General features: G+C 60.9%; 18 protein-coding genes and 2 pseudogenes. 14 read left to right on the top strand and 6 right to left on the bottom strand.

Features of this window, described 5'->3' with window-relative positions:
• Position 1: 1 nt before the first annotated feature.
• Genes plsY through KBI52_RS29755 form a run of 3 tightly spaced genes read right to left on the bottom strand, consistent with a single transcriptional unit; the run spans position 2 to position 2,863 of the window.
• Positions 2–604 (bottom strand): glycerol-3-phosphate 1-O-acyltransferase PlsY, encoded by a 603-nt coding sequence (gene plsY / locus KBI52_RS29765; protein WP_173950401.1) that lies wholly within the window; start codon positions 602–604, stop codon positions 2–4.
• A gap of 10 nt (positions 605–614) precedes the next feature.
• Positions 615–1,907: a dihydroorotase gene (locus KBI52_RS29760; RefSeq protein WP_210812601.1), complete on the bottom strand. Its 1,293-nt coding sequence runs from the start codon at positions 1,905–1,907 to the stop codon at positions 615–617.
• 8 nt (positions 1,908–1,915) lie between these two features.
• Positions 1,916–2,863, bottom strand: coding sequence for an aspartate carbamoyltransferase catalytic subunit (locus tag KBI52_RS29755; RefSeq protein ID WP_173950399.1), 948 nt, complete (start codon positions 2,861–2,863; stop codon positions 1,916–1,918).
• Positions 2,864–2,972: 109 nt separating this feature from the next.
• On the opposite strand from KBI52_RS29755, the gene KBI52_RS29750 reads away from it, so the two are divergent.
• The 3 genes from KBI52_RS29750 (at position 2,973) to KBI52_RS29740 (ending at position 7,941) form a co-directional block, all read left to right on the top strand.
• Positions 2,973–4,607 carry an isovaleryl-CoA dehydrogenase gene (locus KBI52_RS29750; protein ID WP_173950398.1) on the top strand — a complete coding sequence of 545 codons (1,635 nt, stop codon included), beginning with the start codon at positions 2,973–2,975 and terminating at the stop codon, positions 4,605–4,607.
• Positions 4,608–4,744: 137 nt separating this feature from the next.
• The gene (topA, locus tag KBI52_RS29745) at positions 4,745–7,438 is read left to right on the top strand and encodes a type I DNA topoisomerase (protein WP_210812600.1); all 2,694 of its coding nucleotides are present in this window, start codon (positions 4,745–4,747) and stop codon (positions 7,436–7,438) included.
• A gap of 5 nt (positions 7,439–7,443) precedes the next feature.
• Positions 7,444–7,941 (top strand): MgtC/SapB family protein, encoded by a 498-nt coding sequence (locus KBI52_RS29740; RefSeq protein WP_173950396.1) that lies wholly within the window; start codon positions 7,444–7,446, stop codon positions 7,939–7,941.
• Here KBI52_RS29740 and KBI52_RS29735 read toward each other — a convergent pair.
• Positions 7,938–8,126 carry a hypothetical protein gene (locus KBI52_RS29735; protein ID WP_173950395.1) on the bottom strand — a complete coding sequence of 63 codons (189 nt, stop codon included), beginning with the start codon at positions 8,124–8,126 and terminating at the stop codon, positions 7,938–7,940. The two genes, KBI52_RS29740 and KBI52_RS29735, sit on opposite strands and share 4 nt — an antisense overlap.
• Positions 8,127–8,371: 245 nt before the next feature.
• Here KBI52_RS29735 and parE point away from each other — a divergent pair, with 245 nt between their 5' ends.
• From parE to KBI52_RS29680, 11 genes and pseudogenes are all read left to right on the top strand, one after another.
• Complete coding sequence (parE, locus tag KBI52_RS29730; RefSeq protein WP_173950394.1) at positions 8,372–10,432, top strand: DNA topoisomerase IV subunit B; 2,061 nt, start codon at positions 8,372–8,374, stop codon at positions 10,430–10,432.
• 402 nt (positions 10,433–10,834) lie between these two features.
• Entirely contained in the window at positions 10,835–13,168 is a 2,334-nt protein-coding gene (gene rnr / locus KBI52_RS29725; RefSeq protein WP_210812599.1) for a ribonuclease R, read from the top strand.
• Positions 13,169–13,183: 15 nt separating this feature from the next.
• The gene (locus KBI52_RS29720) at positions 13,184–13,666 is read left to right on the top strand and encodes a DUF983 domain-containing protein (RefSeq protein ID WP_210812598.1); all 483 of its coding nucleotides are present in this window, start codon (positions 13,184–13,186) and stop codon (positions 13,664–13,666) included.
• Positions 13,644–14,369 (top strand): NUDIX hydrolase, encoded by a 726-nt coding sequence (locus tag KBI52_RS29715; protein ID WP_247654724.1) that lies wholly within the window; start codon positions 13,644–13,646, stop codon positions 14,367–14,369. The genes KBI52_RS29720 and KBI52_RS29715 overlap by 23 nt, the downstream gene beginning before the upstream one ends.
• A gap of 205 nt (positions 14,370–14,574) precedes the next feature.
• Positions 14,575–14,742: a 50S ribosomal protein L33 gene (gene rpmG, locus KBI52_RS29710; RefSeq protein ID WP_173950390.1), complete on the top strand. Its 168-nt coding sequence runs from the start codon at positions 14,575–14,577 to the stop codon at positions 14,740–14,742.
• Positions 14,743–15,175: 433 nt separating this feature from the next.
• Positions 15,176–17,293: a DEAD/DEAH box helicase gene (locus KBI52_RS29705; protein WP_210812596.1), complete on the top strand. Its 2,118-nt coding sequence runs from the start codon at positions 15,176–15,178 to the stop codon at positions 17,291–17,293.
• 5 nt (positions 17,294–17,298) lie between these two features.
• Positions 17,299–17,958, top strand: coding sequence for a DUF2290 domain-containing protein (locus KBI52_RS29700; RefSeq protein ID WP_210812595.1), 660 nt, complete (start codon positions 17,299–17,301; stop codon positions 17,956–17,958).
• Between the two features lie 92 nt (positions 17,959–18,050).
• Positions 18,051–18,746: pseudogene (locus KBI52_RS33195) on the top strand (IS3 family transposase); the annotation flags it as partial.
• Between the two features lie 267 nt (positions 18,747–19,013).
• Positions 19,014–19,355, top strand: a complete 342-nt coding sequence (locus KBI52_RS29690; RefSeq protein WP_210812593.1) for a hypothetical protein — start codon at positions 19,014–19,016, stop codon at positions 19,353–19,355.
• On the top strand, positions 19,352–20,533 hold the full coding sequence (locus tag KBI52_RS29685) for a hypothetical protein (protein ID WP_210812592.1): 1,182 nt from the start codon (positions 19,352–19,354) through the stop codon (positions 20,531–20,533). Before KBI52_RS29690 ends, KBI52_RS29685 begins: the two co-directional genes overlap by 4 nt.
• 158 nt (positions 20,534–20,691) lie before the next feature.
• A pseudogene (locus tag KBI52_RS29680) lies at positions 20,692–21,105 on the top strand (transposase); the annotation flags it as partial.
• Positions 21,106–22,185: 1,080 nt separating this feature from the next.
• Here KBI52_RS29680 and KBI52_RS29675 read toward each other — a convergent pair.
• Together KBI52_RS29675 and KBI52_RS34325 are read right to left on the bottom strand one after the other, a co-directional pair.
• Positions 22,186–22,713 carry a GntR family transcriptional regulator gene (locus KBI52_RS29675; RefSeq protein ID WP_210812591.1) on the bottom strand — a complete coding sequence of 176 codons (528 nt, stop codon included), beginning with the start codon at positions 22,711–22,713 and terminating at the stop codon, positions 22,186–22,188.
• Positions 22,710–22,955, bottom strand: a complete 246-nt coding sequence (locus KBI52_RS34325) for a DUF6074 family protein (protein WP_371823227.1) — start codon at positions 22,953–22,955, stop codon at positions 22,710–22,712. Before KBI52_RS34325 ends, KBI52_RS29675 begins: the two co-directional genes overlap by 4 nt.
• Positions 22,956–23,067: the final 112 nt, after the last annotated feature.

Here is a 23,067-nt window from a genome sequence, read left to right as displayed (position 1 = left end):
CTTATCCCTTCTGGCCGATTTTGCCTTCGGTCCCGGCCAGAAGGCGGCTGATGTTCTGGCTGTGCTTCCACCAAAGCAGTGCCACGAGGATGACCGCGATGCCGGCCATGCCGGGCTCGCCCAAGAGCCACAGGACGACCGGTGTCGCCGCGCTGGCGATCAGGGCGGAGAGCGACGAGTACTTGGACGCGAACGCCACGCCCAGCCAGATCAGGCAGAAGACGAGCGCCGCGACCGGCTTAAGCCCGATCAGCACCCCGATGAAGGTCGCCACGCCCTTGCCGCCCTTGAACCCGAGCCATACCGGGAAAAGATGACCCAGAAAGGCGCCGAGCGCCGCCACGGTGGCGAATTGCGGCCCCCATTGCGCGGCGATGACCACCGCCGCCGTCCCCTTGAGGGCATCGCCCACGAGGGTCGCGGCCGCGAGGCCCTTGCGTCCGGTCCGCAGGACATTCGTGGCGCCGATATTCCCGGAGCCGATCTTCCTAACGTCTCCCAAGCCCGCCATGCGGGTGAAGATCAGGCCGAATGGGATCGAGCCCAGCAGATAGCCGAAGATCAGGGCGGCCAGCAGGTGGAGGAGGTTGGCTTCGTCGGACATTCTCTTCTCGTTACATCGTATCGCGTTGAAAGACCACCCTGCCCGCAACCATCGTGGTCGAAACCTGCCCCTCCAGCCGTGCCTCGTCGAAGGGTGTGTTCTTGGACAGGGACCTGAGCTGTCGCTTGTCCAGCACGTAGGGCGCGTCCGGATCGAAGACGATCAGATCGGCCGGAGCGCCCACCGCGAGCCGCCCGGCCGGAAGCCCCAGGATCTCAGCGGGCCTCGTGGACATGGCACGCAGCAGTCTCGGCAGGGAAAGGCGACCTGAATGGACGAGCCGAAGGGCGGCCGAGAGCAGCGTTTCCAGCCCCACGGCTCCGTCGGCGGCCTCGGCGAAGGGCAGCCGCTTGTTTTCCACATCCTGTGGATTGTGGTCGGAAACGATCACGTCGATGGTCCCATCGGCCAGAGCTTCGATCATGGCCTGCCGGTCGTCCTCGTGGCGCAGGGGCGGCGAGAGCTTCAGGAAGGTGCGGTAATCGCCGATATCGTTCTCGTTGAGCGCCAAGTGGTTGATCGAGACCCCGCAGGTCACCGGCAGCCCCCGGTCCTTCGCATTCCGCACGATCCCGGCCGAATCGGCGCAGGAGATCATCGCCGCGTGATAGCGCCCGCCCGTGAGGCGCACGAGCCGGACGTCGCGCTCGAGCATCACCGTCTCGGCCTCCCGCGGAATGCCGGGGAGCCCGAGCCGCGAGGCGAACTCGCCCTCGTTCATGACCCCCTGCCCGACAAGGTCGGGATCCTCCACGTGATGGATGATGAGTGCGTCGAAATCGCCCGCGTAGGTCAGGGCACGGCGCATCACCTGGGCGTTCGTCACGGAGCGGGCACCGTCCGTGAAGGCGATCGCGCCCGCCTCCCTGAGACGGCCGATCTCGGCCATCTCCCGGCCCTCGAGTCCCTTGGTCAGGGCGGCGGCGGGGCGGACGTTGACGATGGAGGTGTCGCGTGCGCGGCGCACGATGAAGTCGATGACCGCCGGATCGTCGAGCGCCGGGCTGGTGTCGGGCATGGACACGACTGTGGTGACGCCGCCAGCGGCGGCGGCCTCGCCGGCGCTCTTCAGCGTCTCGCGATACGGCCCGCCGGGCTCGCCGATGAAGGCGCGCATGTCGATGAGGCCCGGGGCCAGCACTTGGCCGCCGCAATCGATCGCCTGCGCGTCGGAAGCCTCGGTCACCTGCGGTCCCACCGCCTGGATGAGGCCGTCGCGCACCAGCACGCCACCCCGCTCCTCGCGGTCGCTCGCGGGATCGATGAGACGGGCGTTCTTGAAGAGGATGGGTCCGTTGCTCATGACGCGCCTCACCGGTTCGGCAGATGGCTCGCCAGAGCCTCCAGCACCGCCATGCGCACGGCGACGCCCATTTCGACCTGTTCACGGATGAGCGACTGGGCCCCGTCCGCGACGTCCGACGAGATCTCCACGCCCCGGTTCATGGGTCCGGGATGCATCACGAGCGCGTCCGGTTTGGCGAAGGCGAGCTTTTCCTGATCGAGGCCGTAGAAGCGGAAATATTCCTTCACAGAGGGCACGAACGAGCCGTTCATGCGCTCGCGCTGCAGGCGCAGCATCATGACGATGTCGGCATCCTTCAACCCCTTCTCCATGCTGGTGAAGGTCTCGAACCCGAGACGCGCAATGCCGGGCGGCAGCAGGGTCGAGGGAGCCACGAGGCGCACCCGCGCGCCCATGGCGGCGAGCAGGATCATGTTGGAGCGCGCCACGCGGGAATGCAGGATGTCGCCGCAGATCGCCACGGTCAGGCCTTCGATCCGCCCCTTGTTGCGGCGGATCGTGAGCGCGTCCAGCAGTGCTTGCGTCGGATGCTCGTGGGCGCCGTCGCCTGCATTAACCACTGCGCAATCGACCTTCTGGGCCAGCAGGTGAACTGCGCCCGCCGCATGGTGGCGCACCACGATGATGTCGGGCCGCATGGCGTTCAGCGTCACGGCCGTGTCGATCAGGGTCTCGCCCTTCTTCACGGAGGACGAGGCGACCTGCATGTTCATCACGTCGGCGCCCAACCGCTTTCCGGCGATCTCGAAGGAGGATTGCGTGCGGGTGGAGGCCTCGAAGAACAGGTTGATCTGCGTCCGGCCCCTGAGGGTCGACTTGCTCTTCTCGATCTGGCGGCTCACCTCGACCTGTTCGTCGGCCAGATCGAGCAGCGCCTGAATATCCAGGGGAGACAGCCCCTCGATGCCGAGGAGATGCCGGTGGGGGAAAACGGATCGGGGGGCGTCAGTCATCTTAAAGCGATGGCTATAGGCGCTCCGGGAAACCGCGGCAAGCAGGGTCTCTACGCCGGACGCCATTCGACCCTAGAATCATGAGGGATTGTGCCGAGGGGCGATCACCATGCATGCGTTCGAGACCCACGACGTTCTCAATCAGCCACCGCCCTTCAGTGACGTGAACCTGATCGCCGCCAACCAGCCCCTGCTCGATGCCTTGAAGGCGAGTGGCCTCGACACCGAGGGAGAACGGCTCCTTGAATTCGGCGGGACCTGGGGATCCGCCGAGCGGCTCGATATCGGCCGTCTCGCCAATGAGAACCCGCCCAAGCTGCGCACGCACGATTCGCGTGGCTACCGGATCGACGCGGTGGAGTTCCACCCGGCCTACCATCTGCTCATGCGGGCCAGCATGGAGGATGGCCTTCACGCCTCGACCTGGGACGAGCCCGGGACCAGCCACGCCCACGTGGCGAGGGCGGCCCGGCTCTACACGGCGGCAGGCGTCGAGAGCGGACATGTCTGCCCCATCACCATGACCCATGCCTCGGTGGGGGCGCTTGCAGCCTCGCCGAACCGGCTTGCGGAGTGGCTGCCGAAAATCCGCTCACGAGTCTACGATTCCCGCTTCATCCCCTTCTGGGAGAAGGATGCCGTCACGCTCGGCATGGGCATGACCGAGAAGCAGGGCGGCACCGACGTCCGGGCGAACACGACTCGGGCTGCGCCCAAGGCTGGGGACGAATACGAGCTGACGGGTCACAAGTGGTTCATGTCGGCCCCCATGTGCGACGCCTTCCTCATGCTCGCCCAGGCGCCCGGCGGGCTCACCTGCTTCCTCGTTCCCCGCTTCAGGCCCGACGGTTCGCTCAACGCCCTGCGGCTGCAGCGGCTGAAGGACAAGCTCGGAAACCGCTCGAACGCCTCCTCGGAGGTCGAGTTCCGGGAGGCCTTCGGCTGGCGGATCGGCGAGGAAGGTCGCGGGGTGCGCACCATCATCGAGATGGTGCAGCTGACCCGGCTCGACTGCGCCGTGGCCTCGGCCGGGCTCATCCGGATGGGACTGGCGCTCGCCGCCCATCACGTCCGGCACCGCAAGGTGTTCCAGAAGCGGCTTATCGACCAGCCGGCCATGCGGATGGTGCTCGCCGACCTCGCACTGGAGAGCGAGGCCATGACGGCCCTTGCCCTGCGGGCGGCCGGCAGCTTCGACCTTCAGCAGGCGGATGGTCACGAAGCCGCCTTTGCCCGCGTTGTGACCCCGGCGGCCAAGTTCGGCATCTGCAAGGCCGCCCCGCGCCTCCTCTACGAGGCCATGGAGTGCCTCGGCGGCAACGGCTATGTGGAGGAGAGCGCCCTGTCGCGGCTCTACCGGGAGGCGCCGGTCAACGCGATCTGGGAAGGCTCGGGCAACGTGATCGCCCTTGATATCCTCCGCGCCGAGAACCGGGAGCCGGAGGTTGCTGCCTCCGTGCTGGAGCGCCTGATGAACGATGCCGGCGACCTTCCGGGCGCCTCGGATGCGGCCCGTGACATCGTCCTGGCCCTGCAATCCACCGACCCGGAGGCGAAGGCCAGATTCGTGGCCGAGCGGCTTTTCGTCCTTGCTGCCGCCGCGGCCCTGACCCGGTCTGCTCCGTCCCAGATAGTCGAGGCTTATGCCCTCACCCGCTTGGCCGCCCCGTCGCGAACGATCGGGGCCAACGACATCGGAGGAGCGGCGAATCCCTTGCTGGAGCGGGCATTCGTGGCCATATAGGAAACATACGTACAAGTCCGATTTGACTTGTCTGCAATCATCTACCACTTATCCCGCCCTGCGCTGGCCCGGGGCTGACCGGCGCATCGGCCCTGGCGACAGGGCGTCTGCCTGCTCCCGCTTTTAGGAAGTCGTTCATGAAAGTCCTCGTCGTCGAGTCGCCTGCGAAGGCCAAGACGATCAACAAATATCTCGGCAAGGATTACGAGGTCCTGGCCTCCTTCGGGCATATCCGCGATCTGCCCGCCAAGGATGGCTCGGTCGACCCGGATGCCGATTTCCGCATGATCTGGACGCTCGAGGACCGGGGCTCGAAGCGGGTCTCCGATATTGCCAAGGCGATCAAGGGCGCCGAGAAGCTCATCCTGGCCACCGACCCGGATCGCGAGGGCGAGGCGATATCCTGGCACGTCCTGGAAGCTCTGCGCGAGAAGCGCGTCCTCAAGGACCTGCCCGTCGAGCGGGTGACCTTCAACGCCATCACCAAGGACGCCGTTCAGGCCGCCCTGCGTCAGCCGCGGGAGATCGACCAGGCGCTCGTCGACGCCTATCTGGCCCGCCGGGCGCTGGACTACCTCGTGGGCTTCACCCTCTCGCCGGTTCTCTGGCGCAAGCTGCCGGGCGCCCGCTCGGCCGGCCGCGTCCAGTCGGTGGCTCTGCGCCTGGTCTGCGACCGGGAACTCGAGATCGAGACCTTCAAGCCCAGGGAATACTGGTCGTTGATCGCCACGCTCGCCACGAAAGACGGCGGGGTGTTCGACGCGCGGCTCGTCGGCGCCGACGGCAAGAAGATCCAGCGCCTCGACATCGGCAACGGCAAGGACGCGGAAGCCTTCAAGAAGGACCTGGAGCTGGCGACCTTCTCGGTGGCCAACATCGAGGCCAAGCCGGCCAAGCGCCATCCTTATCCGCCCTTCACCACCTCGACCCTGCAGCAGGAGGCCTCGCGCAAGCTCGGCCTCGCCCCGGCCCAGACCATGCGCATCGCGCAGCGTCTCTACGAGGGCGTCGATATCGGCGGTGAGACGGTCGGCCTCATCACCTATATGCGAACGGATGGCGTCGACATGGCGCCAGAGGCCGTGCAGGCCGCCCGCCGGGTGATCGGCAAGGAGTACGGCGACCGCTACGTGCCATCCGTGCCCCGCAAGTACACGACCAAGGCCAAGAACGCCCAGGAGGCCCACGAGGCCATCAGGCCGACGGACATGGGCCGTCTGCCGAAGGCCGTGGCCAAGTATCTGGAGCCGGAGCAGGCCCGCCTCTACGATCTGATCTGGACCCGCACCGTGGCGAGCCAGATGGAATCGGCCGAACTCGAGCGGACCACGGCCGAGATCGCCGCCCGGGTCGGTCCGCGCAAGCTCGACCTTCGCGCCACCGGCCAGGTGATCAAGTTCGACGGCTTCCTCACCCTCTACAATGAGAGCAAGGACGACGAAGGCGACGAGGACGAGGGACGTCTGCCCCCGATGACGGCCGGAGATCCACTGGAGCGCCGCCGCATCAACGCCTCCCAGCACTTCACCGAGCCGCCGCCCCGCTACTCGGAGGCCTCTCTCGTGAAGCGCATGGAGGAGCTCGGCATCGGGCGCCCCTCGACTTACGCGGCCGTGCTCCAGACCCTGCGCGACCGGGAATACGTGCGCATCGAGAAGAAGAGGCTCGTGCCCGAGGACAAGGGCCGGATCGTCACGGCCTTCCTGGAGAGCTTCTTCCGCCGCTACGTGGAATACGACTTCACGGCCGATCTGGAGGAGCAGCTCGACCGGATCTCCAATTCGGAGATCGACTGGAAGCAGGTGCTGCGCGACTTCTGGCGCGACTTCTCCGCCGCCATCGGCGGCACCAAGGAGCTGCGCACCACGGAGGTGCTTGACGCCCTCAACGAGCTTCTCGGGCCGCATATCTTTCCCGACAAGGGCGACGGCTCCAACCCGCGCACCTGCCCGACCTGCGGCACCGGGCAGCTCTCGCTGAAGCTTGGCAAGTTCGGCGCCTTCATCGGCTGCTCGAACTATCCTGAGTGCAAGTACACCCGCCAGCTCGCCGCCAACGGCGTCGAGGGCGAAGGCGACGGCTCGTCGGAGAATGGTGGGCAGCCGGGCGTGAAAGTGCTGGGCACCGATCCCGAGACCGGGCTTGAAGTTACCTTGCGCGATGGCCGATTCGGCCCGTTCGTGCAGCTCGGCGAAGGCGAGAAGCCCAAGCGCTCGTCCCTGCCAAAGGGGCTGTCTCCGGCTCTGGTCGAGCTGGAAAAGGCCTTGAAGCTCCTGGCGTTGCCGCGCCAGGTGGCGACACATCCAGAATCGGGCGAACCGATCCTGGCGAGCATCGGCCGATACGGACCCTACGTTCAGCACGGCAAGATCTATGCCAATCTCGGGCCCGGCGACGATGTGCTGGAGATCGGGGCCAACCGGGCGATCGACCTGATCGTCACGAAGGAGAGCGGTGGCGGAGGCGCCCGCCGCGGCGCGGCCGATCCGGGCCGTGCGCTGGGCGACGATCCGGAATCCGGCAAGCCGATCGTCGTGAAGGCAGGCCGGTTCGGCCCCTACGTTACCGACGGCGAGACCAACGCCACCCTGCCGCGGACGATGGCCCAGGAGGCGGTGACGCTGGACGAGGCGGTCGAGCTTCTGAAGGTGCGTCGCGCCGCCGGCCCGTCGAAGAAGGCGGCCCGCGGTCGCAAGGCTCCTGCCAAGAAGGTGGCCGCCAAGGCACCTGCCGCGAAGAAAGCCGCTCCCAAGACGGCGGCAAAAAAGGCGGCCGCCAAGAAGCCGGTGGCCAAGAAGGCGCCAGCCAAGAAGACCGCGAAGGCAGGCTGATCCGGATGCGGGAGTGGCTGTCCTGGCTCTCGGTTGAGTATGCCGACCAATTTGAAATGATGCTGCGCCTGTGCGGCGCGGCCATCGCCGGCATGACGGTCGGAATCAACCGGGACATCCACAACAAGCCGATTGGGATGCGGACGCTCGGTCTCGTTGCCCTAGGGGCAGCTCTCGTGATCCTGTCCGGCTCGGTCTATGAGGGACTGCATTTTGGCCAGGATGCCGTCAGCCGCGTCGTCCAAGGCATCATGACCGGGCTCGGCTTCCTGGGCGCTGGTGCGATCCTCCGCGGTCGGGACCAGATGCAGGTTCAGGGGCTGACGACGGCGGCGACCGTCTGGATTGCGGCCGGCCTCGGCGTGACGGCAGGCTTGGGCGCCTGGTTCATTACGGTTACAGGCACCCTGGTCACGCTCTTTCTTCTGACGTTCGGCAAACGGATCGAGGAGGTGCTGATTCGGCTCTTCGGCCGGAGCGAAGAGGTTGACGAGGACGATTAGAGAACGAGCCCGAGGCCCAAAATGGCCACGGCCGCCATGGAGAGCCAGATCAGGCTCGACCCGTAGGATCGGTGGGCGGTGCGCGTGACATCCGGCTCGTCGAAAGCGAAGGCCTCGCCGGCATTGCGTGCGGCGCGGTCCAAATGAAGCTTCTGTGCCGGTCCCAATGTCGTCCGCGTCGTCACGTCCGTTTCTCCTGTCAAGCTCATGCTTAACCATTTAACGTGAATGGAATTTAAACAGTTCCTCGTGACAGCCGGAAGACATCCTTTCGAGGGAAACGTTGGTAACCTTTACGGCCTAACCTGATTGAACATTTGTCCACCCTTTAAGCTCGAAGGCCCTTCCTGTTTCCGTTTTGTTCTCGTATAAAAACGGAATGAGAAATAGTGTAAAGAAGCGCGAATCATCATCCCGGACCAAGGTCCCAATGACAGACAACGACGATCTCTTCGGAGGCGCGAGCGCCAAGCGCGCCGCGCCTGCCTCGGCCCGCAACGCCGCCGTGAAGGTGTCCCGGCCAGCGCCCCAGCAGGGCACTCCGGGGGAAGCCGGCTATGACGCTTCGGCCATTGAGGTGCTGGAGGGGCTCGAGCCCGTCCGCCGCCGTCCCGGCATGTATATCGGCGGAACGGACGAGAAGGCCCTGCACCACCTCTTCGCCGAGGTGATCGACAACTCCATGGACGAAGCGGTCGCCGGACACGCGAGCTTCATCGAGGTGGAGCTGGAGGAAGGCGGCTGGCTGTCGGTAACCGACAACGGGCGCGGCATCCCGGTTGACCCGCACCCCAAATTCCCGAAGAAATCCGCTCTCGAAGTCATCATGACCACCCTCCACGCGGGTGGCAAGTTTGACTCGAAGGTCTACGAGACCTCGGGCGGCCTGCACGGCGTCGGCGTGTCGGTGGTCAATGCCCTGTCCGAGATCCTCGAGGTCGAGGTGGCGCGCGGCCAGACCCTGTACCGCCAGATCTTCGCCCGCGGCCTTCCCCAGGGCAAGCTCGAGACGGTAGGCCGCGTGCTCAACCGGCGCGGCACCAAAGTGCGCTTCAAGCCCGATTGGCAGATCTTCGGCAAGGAGGCGCATTTCCAGCCCCGCCGCCTGTTCAAGATGGCCCGGTCCAAGGCCTATCTCTTCGGCGGTGTCGAGATCCGGTGGAAATGCGCCCCATCCCTGATCGAAGGCGTGGAGAACGTTCCCGCGGAAGCCACCTTCAAGTTCCCGAACGGCCTGAAGGACTACCTGCTCCACGACATCGAGGGCAAGGACCTGGTCACCGATCAGATCTTCGCCGGCAAGATCACCAAGCCCGGCAGCCATGGCTCGCTGGAATGGGCCGTCGCCTGGATGACCAACGAGGACGGGTTCTCGACCTCCTACTGCAACACCGTCCCGACGCCTGAGGGTGGCACTCACGAGAATGGACTGCGGATCGCCCTCCTGCGTGCCCTGCGCGAGCACGCGGAGCGCGTCGGCCAGTCCAAGCGCATGGCGGCAGTGACGACCGACGACGTGATGGCCACCTGCGCGTCCATGCTGTCGGTCTTCATTCGCGAGCCCGAATTCCAGGGCCAGACCAAGGACAAGCTCGCGACCGTCGAGGCGGGGCGCATCGTCGAGAACGCGATCCGCGACACCTTCGACCATTGGCTCGCGGCAGCCCCGCAACAGGCGAACAAGCTGCTCGACTGGGTCATCGATCGGGCGGAGGAGCGTCTGCGCCGCCGCCAGGAGAAGGAAGTCGCCCGCAAGACCGCGACCCGCAAGCTGCGCCTGCCGGGCAAGCTCGCGGATTGCTCCAATGCCGGCGCCAAGGGCTCCGAGCTGTTCATCGTCGAGGGCGATTCGGCCGGCGGCTCCGCCAAGCAGGCCCGCGACCGTGCCACCCAGGCGGTGCTCCCGCTAAGGGGAAAGATCCTGAACGTGGCCTCGGCCGGGCGGGAGAAGTTGCACCAAAACCAGCAGCTCTCCGATCTCGTGCAGGCTCTGGGCTGCGGGACGGGCTCCCACTACAAGTCCACCGACCTGCGCTACGAGAAGGTCGTCATCATGACCGACGCGGACGTGGACGGCGCCCATATCGCGTCCCTGCTGATCACCTTCTTCTACCGCCAGATGCCGAAGCTCATTGACGATGGGCATCTGTACCTGGCCGTCCCGCCCCTGTACCGGCTGACCCAGGGCTCGAAATCGGCCTATGCTCGGGACGACGCGGACCGGGAAAAGCTGATGAAGACAGTGTTCAAGGGCAACGGCAAGGTCGAAATCGGCCGCTTCAAGGGCCTCGGCGAAATGCTGCCGGCTCAGCTCAAGGAAACCACCATGGACCCGAAGAAGCGCCTGCTGCTGAAGGTCATCGTGGAGGCGGACGACAAGCCTGAGGCCAGCGACGCGGTGGAGCGCCTGATGGGCAACAAGCCCGAAGCCCGCTTCGCCTTCATCCAGGAACGCGCCGCCTTCGCCGACGAGGCCGATCTGGATATTTAGTCCCGTTCGGCCCGAGCGTCCGCCGTACAATGTCATCACCGACCTTGTGCCGGTGATCGCAGTCGGCAACGCCCTGTGCTCTTCAGGATCGGGCTGGCTAGAGCAAGCCTGGCCATGACGGGCTCAGGGTACTCCTCGGGCCGCCGAAAATTTTTCGAAATTTTCCCGAATCTTTGGAACCAACCCCGGTTCAGGGCGTTTTACAAGCTCACCGGCTCATTCTGCCCCCACGGGCCGGTCCCTCAAAGGCTCCGATTTCGGGGCCTTATTTTTTGGTCGAATCGCTTCCACCTCCGTGGATCTCTTGCCGCGCGGGAACGTCTTCAGCATGGCGGACCGAACGGACTAGCCGCCGCCACGCTTGCATGCGACAAGACCCCGCGAACCCGACGAGAACTCCTCTTGCCCAAACGTCCGAAAGCCGACCAGCCGTCCCTTCCCTCCCGCGAGGAGGTGGTGTCCTTCATCTCCCATGCGCAGGGCAAGGTCGGCAAGCGGGAGATCGCGCAGCGCTTCGGCATCAAAGGCGACGACCGGATCTGGCTCAAGCAGATCCTCAAGGACCTGGAGGATGAGGGTATCCTCGACCGACGGGGCAAGACGATGCACAAGGCCGGCCAGCTCCCCCCGGTCGTTCTGGCGGACATCACCCGGCGGGACCAGGACGGCGAGCTGGTTGCCGTCCCGACCGAATGGGACGAGGAGGAGCACGGCTCCATCCCGACGATCATCATCCTGTCCCCGCGCAAGCCGCGCCCCGGCATGCCCGTCGCGGGCGTGGGCGACCGGGCTCTGCTGCGGGTCGACCCGCTTAAGCCCGGCGACATCCACCGCTATTCCGGCCGCGTGATCAAGATCATCGCCAAGAAGCAGGCGCAGGTGCTCGGCCTCTTCCGAGCCCTACCGGAAGGCGGAGGCCGGCTCGTGCCGGTCGACAAGAAGGCGCGCGACCAGGAACTCCAGATCAGACCTGGCGACGAGGGCGAGGCGAAGGACGGCGACCTGGTCTCCGTGGCGGTGGTGAAGCACGGGCGCTTCGGCCTTCCTACGGCCAAGGTGAAGGAGCGCCTGGGCACGATCCAATCGGAGAAGGCCATCAGCCTCATCGCGATATACGCCCACAACATTCCCAACGACTTCCCGAAAGCGGTGCTGGACGAGGCCGCGAGCGCGAAGCCCGTGACCCTGGACCGTCGCGAGGACTGGCGCACCCTGCCCCTGGTCACGATCGACCCGCCTGATGCGAAGGACCATGACGATGCGGTCCATGCCGTCCCGGACGATGATCCGAACAATGAGGGCGGCATCATCCTGACGGTCGCCATCGCCGATGTGGCGGCCTATGTGCGCCCCGGCTCGGCCATGGACCGGGAGGCGCAGGAGCGCGGAAACTCGGTCTATTTCCCCGACCGTGTCGTGCCGATGCTGCCGGAGCGTATCTCCAACGACCTGTGCTCGTTGCGGCCGCGTGAGGACCGCCCTGCCCTCGCGGTTCGCATGGTGATCGGTCCCGACGGTCGGAAGATTCGGCACAGCTTCCACCGGATCATGATGCGCTCGGCGGAGAAGCTGTCCTATCAGCAGGCCCAGGCGGCCATCGACGGCCGGCCCGACGACGTGACGAAGCCCATCCTCGACACGATCCTCAAACCTCTCTGGGCCGGCTACGAGCTGGTCAAGAAAGCCCGTGATATCCGCGAGCCGCTGTTCCTCGACCTGCCCGAGCGCAAGATCGTGCTCAATCCCGACGGCACCGTGGACCGCGTGTTCGTTCCGGAACGGCTCGAGGCGCACAGGCTCATCGAGGAGTTCATGATCCTCGCCAACGTGGCCGCGGCCGAGAGCCTGGAAAAGGCCGATTCCGATCTGATCTACCGGGTCCACGATGAGCCTTCGCTCGAGAAGATGCGGTCGCTGAGCGAGGTGCTCGCCTCGATCGGGCTGAAGCTCCCGAGCCAGGGGGCACTGAAGCCCGAAATGTTCAACCGCATCCTGCGCAGCGTCGCGGACACGGAGCACCAGCTCTTCATCAACGAAGTGGTGCTCCGCTCCCAGTCCCAGGCCGAATACTCGGCGGAGAACTACGGCCATTTCGGCCTGAACCTCCGGCGCTATGCCCATTTCACCTCTCCGATCCGCCGGTATGCTGACCTGATCGTCCACCGGGCGCTGATCGCCGCGAACAAGCTGGGCCGGGATGGATTGCCGCCTGACACGACCCGGGCCGAACTGATCGAGATCAGCGCCAAGATCTCGGCCGCGGAGCGTCGCGCCATGGCGGCGGAGCGTGAGACAATCGACCGCCTGATCGCGCACTTCCTTGCCGACCGGATCGGCGCCACATTCTCCGGACAGATCTCGGGGGTGTCGAAGGCGGGCCTCTTCATCAAGCTGAACGAGACCGGCGCGGACGGCTTCGTTCCGGCGGCCACGATCGGCGACGACTACTACCGCTATGACGAGAAGAGCCATTCCATGCGCGGAGACGACACGGGGGAAACCTATCGTCTCGGCGACAAGGTGGAGGTGAAGCTGGTCGAGGCGGCGCCCGTCGCCGGCGCGCTGCGCTTCGAGATCCTCACGAAGGGACGCTTCACCGGCCGGAGCAGCCCGTCCCGAAAGGGCGCGAAGCGCCCCTCGCGCGGAGCAAAGGCGGGTGCCGGGCCGTCCCCGAGGGGACGCTCTCCAGGGCGCCCCCCGACGCGCGTGAAGGTCAAGCGGCGCGAACGCGGCTGATGGAAGGATCGACTGATGTCGTTGACGATCGAGACCGCCTCGCCGGCCAGCCGGCATGAGGTGAAGGCCATTCCGGCCATGAGGCGCGGGTTCATGGGTCGTTGCCCGGCCTGCAACGGGGGGCGGCTCTTCGGTCGCTTCCTCAAGGTCGTGGATCATTGCGAGGTCTGCGGAACGGAGTTTCACCATCACCGGGCCGACGACCTGCCGCCCTACATCGTGATCTTCCTCGTGGGGCACCTGATCGGCTACGGCATCCTCATGACCGAAACCAGGCTCGAGATGCCGATGTGGGTGCACCTTGCGACCTGGCCGGCACTGACGCTGATCCTGTGCCTTGCCCTGCTCCAGCCGGTGAAAGGCGCTGTCGTCGGGCTGCAATACGCGTTAGGGATGCACGGTTTCGGGGCTGCCCGAGCCAAGACGAACGCCGACGAGGACCATGCCCGTGACGGACACCGAGACCCTGGCGAGGATGGATCGCCTCGTTTCCGCTGAGACCAACCCCACGCTCCCGACGCTCCGTCCCGTCGACGCCGCGACCCTCATCATCATCGACCGCAAGGGCAAGCGCCCGAAGGTCCTCATGGGCAAGCGCCATGAGGGACTGAAGTTCATGCCTGGAAAATTCGTCTTCCCGGGCGGACGGATCGAGGCCGGGGACCGATCCATGACGGTCGCCGGCGCGCTCCACCCTCGCGCTGAACGGGCGCTCATGGGGCGGATCGCACGCCCGTCGGCCCAGCGAAGCCGGGCCCTGGCGTTGGCGGCCATTCGCGAAACCTTCGAGGAGACCGGCCTTCTCCTCGGGACGAAGGATTATGGTGCACCCGAGAGCCCGCCCGCCGGAACCCCCTGGGTCGCTTTCCAGGAGCACGGCGTCTTCCCGGATCTCGAGTCGCTGCATTTCATCGGCCGGGCGATTACGCCTCCCAAACGCGTCAGGCGCTTTGACACCCGCTTCTTCGCGGCAGACCGGACATCCATCGCCGCGGAGGTGGAGGGCGTGGTCGGACCGGAGGCCGAACTGGTGGAGCTCGCCTGGGTGACCATCGCCCAGGCCAAGGCTCTCGATCTCCCGCCGATCACGACCGTGATCCTGGGTGAACTGGAGGCCAGAATCGCCGCCGGCTTCACCCATGAGCTGCCGGTCCCCTTCTTCCACCAGCAGCGCGGCCGTTTCGTGCGGGAGCTTCTGTGAATCGGTGCTCTCCCTGAGGGTTTTCGGCCGCCACGTCGCCGTCAGGGGCCCGGAAAGCACCGAGAAGGTCCCCTTCTCCCTTGACTGCCCGCCCATAATCAGGCATGGGAACGACACGATTTTCCGGCCGGGTTCGCCCGGCCTTTGCGTTTCGGCCATGCCGTGGGGCCAACCGAGCGCCCGAACCGAACAAGAGGTCCCGACCATGGCCAAAGCCGCAACGATCAAAGTGAAGCTCGTCTCCACCGCCGACACGGGCTATTTCTACGTGACGAAGAAGAACTCGCGCACGATGACCGAGAAGATGAGCTTCAAGAAGTACGACCCGGTCGCGAAGAAGCACGTCGAGTTCAAGGAAGCCAAGATTAAATAACCTCCTTCGGCTTAAATTACTGATGTGATTGAGAAAACCGCCCTCTCAGCAGGGCGGTTTTCCTTTTTGGGGTCACAACTGGGTCACAAAAGTCGTAGGCTGGCAGTATATTGTTGATGCCTTCGGGCAACCAATCTGCAGCGACCGATCAGTAGTATCTCACTGCGCACAACATCTATTGGATCTAGAGTTTGATGTCTCCGGTCGCGACTCGGCCTGTATCGCGAGTGCTCGCTGGTCCATTCCTCTGGGTGCTCTGAGCGGCATGCACCATCAGACATTGAGCAGGACTGGTTACTTTGTGGCTGCTTTCCCGAGTAAAATTCAGCGTCACCGCCGCAGTTAACTGCAAACTTGTGAAGGTCATTTCGGTGACCGTGATCAAGCCCCTAGACTGTGTTAAGGGTAGCGGAAACGCAGGTTGATACAGCTAATGATAAATACCATCTGGGGAAGCACCAATAAGCCAGTCTCATCACGTAGGCTGGCGGATGCTCTCGAATCTGATCCAGATTTGGACGGGACGTTGTATATCGGTTATCCCGTCATTGGGACGCCCGACGGAGCTTTCCCCTTCGATGCTGTACTCCTAAGCCCGACCCATGGTGTAGTGATCTTCGACATTGTCGAGGGACGCGATATCGGCGAATTCAGGAGCCGCCAGGACAACGCGTTTGCCAAGCTTCAATCAAAACTGTTGCAGTACCCGTCCTTGGTGCGTCGTCGGCAATTGGTCCCGATCATTAATGTTGCAACCTTTGCTCCAGTCGTGACTGGTGATGAAGTAGATGAAGAATATCCCACCTTCAGAGGGAACGACGTTGCAGCCTTCGTCTCAACTCTCAAATGGGATGAACCTATCTATTTTCCCGCACTCGCCTCAGCAATTCAGTCTCTTTCGACTATTAGGAAGGGTCGCAGGAAGAAAGTCATCAACAACGAGTCCTCGCGCGGCGCTAAGCTACAACGTCTCAGTGATAGCATCGCGAATCTCGACGCGGACCAAGGAGCAGCAGTAGTTGAGACAGTCAACGGGGTGCAGCGCATCCGTGGCTTGGCCGGTTCAGGCAAAACGATCGTGCTTGCACTAAAGGTTGCCTATTTGCATGCTCAAAATCCAGATTGGCAGATTGCAGTTACGTTCAACACGCGCGCTCTAAAGGGACAATTTGAACGGCTAGTAACGACCTTTGTCATAGAGCAAACGAATGAGGAACCAGATTGGAGAAAGATATCTATTCTTCACTCTTGGGGATCTCCAGCAATGCCTGGAGTCTATTACAATTATACCAAAGCTAATGAACTTACCTATTATGACTTTGGGGCTGCTCAAGCACAGTTTGGTGCAGATAAAGAGTTCGATGGTGCGTGTCTCGAAGCGATAGCTTCTACCGGCGACACATCGAAAGAAAAGTATGACGTGATCCTCGTCGATGAGGCACAGGACCTTCCCGCATCGTTCCTCCGTTTGTGCTACAAATTTCTGCGAGTACCAAAGAGGTTGATCTACGCATATGATGAACTCCAGACTCTCACGAATATCTCTGTTGAAGCTCCAGAGAATCTTTTTGGCGAGGATATCAACGGGCGCCCTCTTGTAAGTTTCGAAGAGGCCGTTCCTGGGCGGCCGAGGCAAGATATTATCCTTGAGCGCTGCTACCGAAACTCTCGCCCGATTCTCGCCACGGCGCATGCACTAGGCTTCGGCATCTACCGAGAGCCTGGAGGTCTGATTCAGATTTTTGACAGGAAAGAATTGTGGCTGGATGTCGGGTATGCTGTGAAGGATGGAAGATTAGAGGATGGACAGCCGGTATCGTTGCAACGAACACCTGCCACTAGTCCACCTTTTCTCGAAGACCATTCCCCTATCGACGACATCATCCACTTTCAGAGCTTCGAGAATGCAGACAAGCAGGATGATTGGTTGGTCGAGCAGATCATAAAGAACATTCAGGAAGAGGAGTTATCTCCAGAAGATATCATCGTCATCAATCCCAACCCACTCACCACACGGACCGCTGTAGCTGCCGCTCGAGCTAAACTGTTCAAGGCTGGGATCAACTCGTCCATCGCCGGCGTCTCTGGTTCGCCAGATATCTTCTTCGAGGATGATGTAGTTACCTTCACAGGCATCTTCCGAGCCAAGGGCAACGAAGCTGCGATGGTCTACATTATCAACTCACACGATTGCTATAATGCGTTCTTTCCTGCCCTTCTTGCGCGCACGAGGAACAGACTTTTCACTGCGATTACACGATCGAAGGCTTGGGTGCGTGTGCTTGGGGTAGGACCAAAAATGGATGCCCTTACAGCAGAGTACTCTCGCATCAAAGAAAACGACTTCGCCCTTAACTTTGTTTACCCGGATGAGAAGCGCCGCAAGGAATTACGTGTCATCAACCGCGAAATGACAAAAGCTGAGCGTTCGCAGGTATCTAAAAAGCTTTCCGACCTTTCTGGGGTCTTGGACGCATTGGAGCGCGGTGAGGTTCAGCCCGAGGATCTGCCAATCGAAATGCGCGAGCGCTTACGTTCGCTCTTCAGCTGAGTCCCATGAATCCTCAGCAAGTGGTACGAAACATCCAAGACGTGATGACGCGAGTGATCGAGGCTGGCCTGTCGGATCAACAAAATTATCCGGCCTTCAAGGCTGTCGGGGAAGGACGGGGAGAGATTTATATTTCTGGGTCACCGGATCTTTCTTTTAGTTTGAAGGACGTTCCGTATCCACTAATTTATGACAACTTAGAAAAGGCTAAGGCGTACAACATCAAGATGATCGATGGATCACTTATACAGATGGCCTATACTTTCAAAGATGACATCGTAGAGTCTCATCGCCTGGCTTTGTTTCCCGCCCCGTTCTTGATGCCGTACGAGAGTGCGGTATCGGCTTATGAAAGTGATCAGCTTTACGCGGAGGTGGTCGGAAGATTCTCCGTCAAGTTCCCAATCAGATTTGACTATGCAAGCAGTGATGATGAACACATCGATATAGACCACCCAAAATCGCATCTTACTTTGGGTCAATATGAGGGGTGCAGGATTCCCGTGGATGGTCCACTAACTCCCAGCCGGTTCATGAGATTTGTCCTCAGGAACTTCTATAATCCTGCTTATGCGAGAGTGGATATCGATGATCTTGCTTCCCTAACGAGTTTCCCAAGCACGATCACAGACAACGAGCGAACAATAGCACATTTGATTGGATGATGAGTTTGGGAACAGATCGACAATGTGGACCGGCGTTCTGGTGCAGCTTATTGTTCTAGGATTCAAAGCGACCCTTCTCTCTGAAAACTGACCTACGAAACACCCTCAAGGAGTTCGTGGCCGCCCGGGTGCGCTACGGCTACCGCTGGCTGCACATTCTGCTGCGGCGGGAGCGCTGGCCGGTGAACTAAAAACGTACCTACCGGCTCTATCGTGAAGATGGATTGTCGATCCGGCCCAAAGCACCCAAGCGCAAGCGCGCCTGGCGCTAACGGCGGAGTCGTCCGGAGGTCGACGCCCCGACGGGGTGTGGGCGATGGACTTCATAGCCGATCAGTTCTTCGACGGCCGTCCGTTCCGGATTCTGACGCTGGTGGACTGCCATACGCGAGAGTCACTGGCGATCATGCCGCAAGTGAATTTCTGAGCCTACCATGTGGTGTAGGCGCTCGGTAAGACCGCCCGGAGCCGCGGCCGGCAAGAGCCTGCAGGTGGACAATGGCCGGGAATTTGCCGGTCGAGCCTTGGATAAACGGGCCTTTCTGAACCGAATGAGGATCGACTTCTCCCGGCCCGGAACGCCAACGGGTAATGCTTATATCGAGGCGTTCAACAGCCGCCTGCGAACGGAGTGCCTGAATGCCTCGTGGTTCCTCTCCATGGCCGATGCCCGGGAGCGGATTGAAGGCTGGAGGAGAGGTTACAATGAGGTCAGGCCCCATACAGCGCTCGGCGGCTTAATCCCAAACGCTTTCGTCCAACAAACTTACCTAGCCCGGAAAGTTGCATACCCCGTGGATCACATCTGGGGGCAGGACCATAGATACAATTCGGCAAAACGTAAGGTGGGGTTTACCATGGGGCCGTGACTGAGATCCTGCCCCGCACCGACACGATTTGTGTCCGCAAACATGTACCATTATTGATTCAAATTCACGAAAGAAGGTTACGCTGGGAGGCGGCAATCGATCCTCGATCGAAGCTCCGTCTGAGGTATATACAGCATCACCTATAGATGAGAATCTTGATGCCTCTCGAACTAGAGGAGAAGCAAGATGTCTGATATGATCCCAGTGCTCACTGATGGACCAAATCAAGAGGTTTTAGAAAACCCCGACCCGTCAGGCATTCTCCCCGATCTACGAGAAATTGCGAGCAATTCTGTTCCACACGTCGTCGAACTCGGACTTGAAACAGTACAGGCGAACATCCACTCTGTGATTCAAAAAACGACGAAAGCCGTCAGTGACGGCGGTCTTACTAATACTGGGTGGAAAGTTTCCGAATTGAAAATCAGCCTAACTATTGATGGTAATGGGCAGGTTTCCTTATTTTCACTCACCCGAGCGCAATTAGGCGCAAGAGCGACCTTAGAGGTTAAGGTTGTACGAGAATGATTGCGTGGAGCGCGCGACGTAAGATTGCCGCAAAGATTATTCGTGAACATGAGACGAGGCTCAAAGCACTTGGCCTCACTGAGTGGCGCTTGCGCCATGTGCGAAATGTAATTTCTTATGGCAGTCGTTTTAGCGCATTCGAGCGAAATCCTGTGATGGTATTAGCGCTGAGAGTGCTATGGACGTTTACTGTAATACGAGCAAGAATGTATTCGGTATCGCCATATGATGATCCAATACTTTCTTATTTCCTAAATGATATTGCCAAGCGCGTCGAAAAAATCCTGTCGCAGAAGCGTATTGCGTTGCCAGTACGTGTTTTGATCGCAAACTGGCCAATAGGTTCCTTTGAAGGTTACGCTCTCAAGGCTTCAGAAGGCTTTCGAGCAATCACTATTTACGATGGTATTTTTACTTTCTCTCACATTCTAACCAAAATTCTACTAACACGCCTTCATATAGGAATCGGTGAACTAAAAATTGTTCAGGATCCTGCGAAATACAACAGCGAATTTCCTTTCGATCACAAGGATCAGAGATACTCTGAAAGGCTTTCAGACCTCCTGATTGCGACGCTAGTCAGGGGAGATCCACATGAAGCCGTTTACTTCGACTCTCCGCATACTAGGGAGCGAGTAGAGTCACTTGTGAATGCAATGCAAATATTTGTGGTGAGTCATGAATATGGGCACTGCGTTTTACATTCTGGGCATATCACTACCACTAAGCAGCAACAAGAGCTTGAGGCAGATCGATTTGCACTTGACATGACGCTTAGTATCACTGCCAAACCCCAATTTGGTGTTGCATACCGCGATCCTATAACACCCGCTGACGCCGTCGTTGGCATCGATCTTTTCTTCTTAGCGGCACAGATTTGCTTCGAAGCTGCTGCGGTATTTGACAAGCGGTGGCTCTATGCTGCTCGCGCTACGTCAACTCATCCCTCGCTTTTAACTCGACGCGCCGCGATCCTGTCCGACTTCGGGCGCATGCATTCCGAGTCTGACCTAAACGTCGCGATGCGCGAGTCGGAGATTCTCCGGCGAATTGCACATCGATTGCTTATTGGCGCTAGACGTAGCCTCGAGCATTGTCGAGATAAGGATATGACGCTTCACCCAGTGTGGATGAACCGAGCGCCGGCAAATTGGCCGAAGTCGGAGAGGCCAAAATAGAGGCTGTCCAACTGAAACTCGCATTCGTGAAAACGTTGCGTTTTCGCTTTCCCTTCGAGAACGGGCGCGACCCTCAACGCCATATTTCTGCAATGCCACACCTAAGGTGGCTCATCGTTGATGATGTCAATGCGTCACCTCTCAAGTTTTACGTAAGCGGTAAGCCCGCGATGACGCGCATGAAAACCTGCCAAGCGGAAGCGCCTGCTGTCGTGAGCGTGCTCCTCGCGCTGTGGGAACAGAAACTGCCCAAGCTGTCGCGCAAGTCGAAGTTGGCTGAGGCGAGCCGCTATGCTCTCACGCGGCGTGCCTCTCTGGAACGATTTACGTCGGATGGACGCGTTGAATTTGACTTCAATACGTTTGAACGCGTCATCCGGCCCCAGACGATCATCCGCAAGAACTCGCTCCTTGCCGGCTCTGATGGTGGCAGGCGCATATAGGCTGCGATTGCTCGCCTTCTGGCCACCTCCAAAATGAACAACGTCGATCTCCACACCTGGCTGACGCAAACGCTTGAGCGCATCGCCAACAGATGGCCCGATCGCGAGGTCGAGATCCTCATGTCGTGAAAATATCAGTCCTAAACGGCATCAGCTACGCGCTTGCATCCAAGGTTGCGATCAGGCGTGTTCTTCCAAGCCGCTTATCCTGCCTAAGTGTGTCTGCCATAGAGGCAGGAAATTGTAGGAGGTTCAGGGGTAGGGGTGCGTGTTAATAGCATTGATCGCGCAGGACGGCGACCGCAAGGTGGGTCATTTTTGGCGCACAGCAGAATTAAATTCCTGCCGCGCGATTGTTGCCGAACCATACCGACGAGGTGGCGTTGTTCTCGTTGAGCGAGGACTTAGCGTATGCGTATCCAGGATCTCGTTGAGGAGGCGCGGCAGAAGGCGCTATCGCCGCGCAGCCCAACTCGATGCAGAGTGTGCCGGTGTGAAATTCCTGTAGAGAAACGCCAAGGTCGTCCACGGCTGACCTGTGAAACCTGCGCTCTCTTCCGGATTGCTGCCGCGCATCCATTGCCGAGGTACTGCGAACACTGCAGGACGGAGTTCTGGCCCGAGCGGGATGCAGCGCGATTTTGCTCTGATGGGTGCCGCCGACAATCAGATAAGGAACGGCGGCGTCTCGTCTACACGGCTCAGAGGTGCGCCAGATGCGAACAGACAATCGACGGTCGCGCCCGAAAGTTTTGCTCGCCCGACTGCCGACAGCAGCTTAAGAACATCCTGAGGCGTAAGTCGGCAGTCTCTTCCATCCAGGCGTGTCCCGACTGTGAGAAGGTGTTCACATCTTGGCGCGCTGGAGTGACGTACTGCTCCAAGCCTTGCGCCAAGCGTCGTGCGGACCGCAACTACTCCGCACGACACCGTAGGGCAGCGAGTGAATCATTGAGAAAAGCTGTCGGCTCTACGGCACAAGAATACGACGCATGAGTCACGCAGAGGTCACAGAATCTTGAGAGGAAGTAGAGCATCCCTGAACCTTGGTTCGCCGATCCCGTGTCCGACCCTAATAGAATGCATGGATCAAGCGAGTGTGGCCGGCATCCTCAGCGTACGTCTTCTGAGGCCCATCGTATGGTAAACTAATTAGTGTCCGGCCTCAGGTATCGTAAGGATGCCGAAACGCAGGCTCACGGTCCTGTCTCAGGTACCGTAAGCGACCTCTCTAGGAAGCTCGGTCCTATCTGAGGTATCGTATTGTCCGCCGTCAGATATCGTACGGTCCGCTAATGGAACCGGTTTCTGTTTCTCAGGCTGCCAGCGGGTGAAGTCTTTCCTCGCGAGATCCCCAGCCTTGATGCCGAGGTCAGGTATCTCCACATCGCTGTTGAACTCGGTCAAAAGCCACTCTGTGGAGTGCCTGATCTTACATGTGAATCCACCTTTCTGAGCCGAAACAATGAAGCCTCGCTCCTGCAGTCGTCGAAAGGCCTCGGCAGCGGTAGATTTGCCGACGTGCAGGGCTTCCGCTGCTTCTCGCACAGAATAGGGAATACGACCGTTGTTGGTACTGGGACCACAGTAGCGGCCCAGCAGTTCGATGTACAAGGCGCGGTCCACTACTTCGAGGCTCTTCCAAGCGGCAGTCTCTCGGAGCCAGCGATAGAGCCGGACATGTTGCGCAGCCTTGTCCGAGCGCCCGAACTTGTTGACTCTGCTCTTCGTGCTCATGCTACGCCTCCGCCAGACACAAACACGTTTCCTATCTCAGCACGAATGGCGCGCTCGAGGGACCAGATCTCGTCCTGAATGATCTCGGGTGGTATCCCCCTCCTCGCCATTGTTTGAGCCTGCACCTCTAGCTGATAGGCAAGGTGTTTCTCCGCCGTTATGGTAGGCAACTTTGCCATGCGTGCGGCATGCTTGAGAACAAACGGCCGATGCTTGGACCGGGGGAATGGGATAATGCACACAATGCGCCTCTTTCTTGACGTTTGATACAGGCTTGGATCTGTTTTTCTTCATTGTCTCGGGCTGAACAGTTTCAGATCAAACAACCTCCTCTCCACCGCATGTGCTTCTGGG

The organism is Microvirga sp. HBU67558 (assembly GCF_018069605.1).
Lineage (GTDB): Bacteria > Pseudomonadota > Alphaproteobacteria > Rhizobiales > Beijerinckiaceae > Microvirga > Microvirga terrae.
This window is presented reverse-complemented; position numbering and strand designations above follow the sequence as displayed.

Excerpts from the sequence above, each read along its gene's own strand:
- plsY (WP_173950401.1), bottom strand. The coding sequence starts at position 604 with ATGTCCGACGAAGCCAACCTCCTCCACCTGCTGGCCGCCCTGATCTTC.
- KBI52_RS29760 (WP_210812601.1), bottom strand. The coding sequence starts at position 1,907 with ATGAGCAACGGACCCATCCTCTTCAAGAACGCCCGTCTCATCGATCCC.
- KBI52_RS29755 (WP_173950399.1), bottom strand. The coding sequence starts at position 2,863 with ATGACTGACGCCCCCCGATCCGTTTTCCCCCACCGGCATCTCCTCGGC.
- KBI52_RS29750 (WP_173950398.1), top strand. The coding sequence starts at position 2,973 with ATGCATGCGTTCGAGACCCACGACGTTCTCAATCAGCCACCGCCCTTC.
- topA (WP_210812600.1), top strand. The coding sequence starts at position 4,745 with ATGAAAGTCCTCGTCGTCGAGTCGCCTGCGAAGGCCAAGACGATCAAC.
- KBI52_RS29740 (WP_173950396.1), top strand. The coding sequence starts at position 7,444 with ATGCGGGAGTGGCTGTCCTGGCTCTCGGTTGAGTATGCCGACCAATTT.
- parE (WP_173950394.1), top strand. The coding sequence starts at position 8,372 with ATGACAGACAACGACGATCTCTTCGGAGGCGCGAGCGCCAAGCGCGCC.
- KBI52_RS29720 (WP_210812598.1), top strand. The coding sequence starts at position 13,184 with ATGTCGTTGACGATCGAGACCGCCTCGCCGGCCAGCCGGCATGAGGTG.
- KBI52_RS29715 (WP_247654724.1), top strand. The coding sequence starts at position 13,644 with ATGGATCGCCTCGTTTCCGCTGAGACCAACCCCACGCTCCCGACGCTC.
- rpmG (WP_173950390.1), top strand. The coding sequence starts at position 14,575 with ATGGCCAAAGCCGCAACGATCAAAGTGAAGCTCGTCTCCACCGCCGAC.
- KBI52_RS29705 (WP_210812596.1), top strand. The coding sequence starts at position 15,176 with ATGATAAATACCATCTGGGGAAGCACCAATAAGCCAGTCTCATCACGT.
- KBI52_RS29700 (WP_210812595.1), top strand. The coding sequence starts at position 17,299 with ATGAATCCTCAGCAAGTGGTACGAAACATCCAAGACGTGATGACGCGA.
- KBI52_RS29690 (WP_210812593.1), top strand. The coding sequence starts at position 19,014 with ATGTCTGATATGATCCCAGTGCTCACTGATGGACCAAATCAAGAGGTT.
- KBI52_RS29685 (WP_210812592.1), top strand. The coding sequence starts at position 19,352 with ATGATTGCGTGGAGCGCGCGACGTAAGATTGCCGCAAAGATTATTCGT.
- KBI52_RS29675 (WP_210812591.1), bottom strand. The coding sequence starts at position 22,713 with ATGAGCACGAAGAGCAGAGTCAACAAGTTCGGGCGCTCGGACAAGGCT.